General features: G+C 50.8%; 2 protein-coding genes. One reads left to right on the forward strand and one right to left on the reverse strand.

What is annotated here, in order from left to right; genetic code table 11:
* A partial coding sequence (locus tag VIN66_RS11905) for a penicillin-binding transpeptidase domain-containing protein (RefSeq protein WP_331924188.1) occupies positions 1-1785 on the forward strand: 1785 nt, incomplete at its 5' end.
* Here VIN66_RS11905 and VIN66_RS11910 read toward each other — a convergent pair.
* Positions 1782-2122 (reverse strand): GGDEF domain-containing protein (locus tag VIN66_RS11910; RefSeq protein WP_331924189.1); only part of this gene is annotated, 341 nt, incomplete at its 5' end. The genes VIN66_RS11905 and VIN66_RS11910 overlap by 4 nt on opposite strands.

Here is a 2122-nt window from a genome sequence, read left to right on the forward strand (position 1 = left end):
CTCGACCGGCTTGATATGACAGCCCAGACCACCCTGCACCTTCCGCTGCAACAGGATATCAGCCGGCATTTGCGCGCATTAAGTCGCTACGATGAAGCAGAGAAAGCCGGCTTATTTGCCGAACGACTGCTGCAAAGCGGCCAGCAAGCGAAGGTAAAGTACAGTTTTACGCTGTATCAGCGCACAGACAATGGCAACAAAGTGCGGGTACAGACGGATAATACTGACCAGCCTTTTGATATGAATGATGCCAGTAAACTCGAGCTTGGCTCTACCGCTAAACTGAGGGTACTGGTCACGTATCTGGAGATTATCGCTGAGCTGCACCGGCTTTACGCTGAAGAAGATACTGATACCCTGCAATTTGTGAATGTAGCCCCGCAGGACCACCTGACCAGCTGGGTCATCAGTTACCTGACTGAACATCCGAATACCCGGTTGGATACTCTGTTACAAGCGGCACTGGAGCGCCGTTACAGCGCAGATCCGAAAGAAAGTTTCTATACCGGCGGTGGCCTGCACACCTTTAATAACTTTCGTAAAGAAGAAAACAGCATGACACCGTCGATTGCCGAAGCACTGCAGCAATCGATTAATCTGCCTTTTGTCAGATTACTGCAGGATATTGTCAACTACAGCATTTATCATGGCGAAAACAGCAGTTATCAATTGCTGGCTGATGACGACAACCCACGTCGAGATCAATATTTACGCCGTTTTGCCGACCGCGAAGGCACCACTTTTATCCGCCGCTTTTGGCAAAAATATAAAGACAGTACGGCAGAGCAACGCATGCAGCTGTATGTTGGCAGCAGCCGGCAGACGCCGGAGCGCCTTGCTGTTGCCTACCTTTATATTAATCCGGCCAGCACGCCAGCCAAACTGGATACCATGCTAAGGGCCCAATTTGGTAACGATGTTACTGAAGCTGATAGCCTGAAACTGTATGACAAGTATCAACCGGGGGCTTTTAACCTGCCTGACCGTGCTTATCTGTCGCGTAGCCACCCTCTGGAATTATGGCTGCTTGCCTATCTGCAGCAGAATCCGCAGGCTAATTTGCAACAAGCAATTACCGACAGTGCCGACGTGCGGCAGGAAGTATATCAGTGGTTATTTAAAACCCGTTTTCGCAGCGCACGCGATAACCGTATCCGCAATATGCTGGAGATAGAAGCCTTCTGGGATTTACACCAGCGCTGGCAACGATTGGGTTATCCGTTTGATTATCTGGTGCCATCACTGGCGACAGCCCTTGGCAGCTCCGGGGACAGGCCAGCGGCACTGGCAGAGCTTATTGGCATTATTATCAACGACGGTAAACGTTTGCCGGTGTTTCGCGTAGAGAAGTTGGCGTTTGCCTCTGATACGCCTTATGAAACACATTTTGATCGCTCTCCGCCACAAGCACAGCAAGTGCTGGAACCTGAAGTCGCCGCCGCAGTGCGTTCAGCATTACAGCAGGTTGTGTCGGTGGGTACCGGCAGACGGTTACATACCGCCTACAACAGTGCCAATGTCGTCATTGGTGGTAAAACCGGCACCGGCGATAACCGGCTGGTGCAGTTAAATGCCAGAGGTCAGCATGTCAGTTCAAAAGCATTAAACCGTACTGCAACCTTTGCATTTTATCTGGGGTATCAGCATTTTGGGGTTTTAACAGCTTATGTGCCTGACGCTGACGCCGAGCAATTTAGCTTTACATCAGCTTTACCACTACAGGTAATGAACAGCCTGGCGCCGGTATTGCAACCCTATCTTGATAACAATAACTGGTGTCACTAAGCGGTAACCACCCGGTTACGCCCCTGATGTTTCGCCTGATACAAGGCAAGATCAGCGCGGTGTAACCAGGCTTCCCAGCTTTCATCAGCTTTTTGCATCGCCACACCGATAGAGGTGGTGATTTGCGCACCATCGGGCAGTATGATTTTGCGCTGCACACCTGCCCGGAGCTTCTCAGCCAACCGCTCCAGATCTGCCTGCTTAATATCGGCAACCAACACCACAAACTCTTCACCACCAAAGCGAAAAACCTGGTCGCTCTGGCGCAGCATAGATTGCAATACCGGCACCAGCTCAATCAGGATCTGATCTCCAACTTTATGGCCGTAATTATCAT

This window comes from Rheinheimera sp. (genome assembly GCF_036568245.1).
Taxonomy (GTDB): domain Bacteria; phylum Pseudomonadota; class Gammaproteobacteria; order Enterobacterales; family Alteromonadaceae; genus Alishewanella.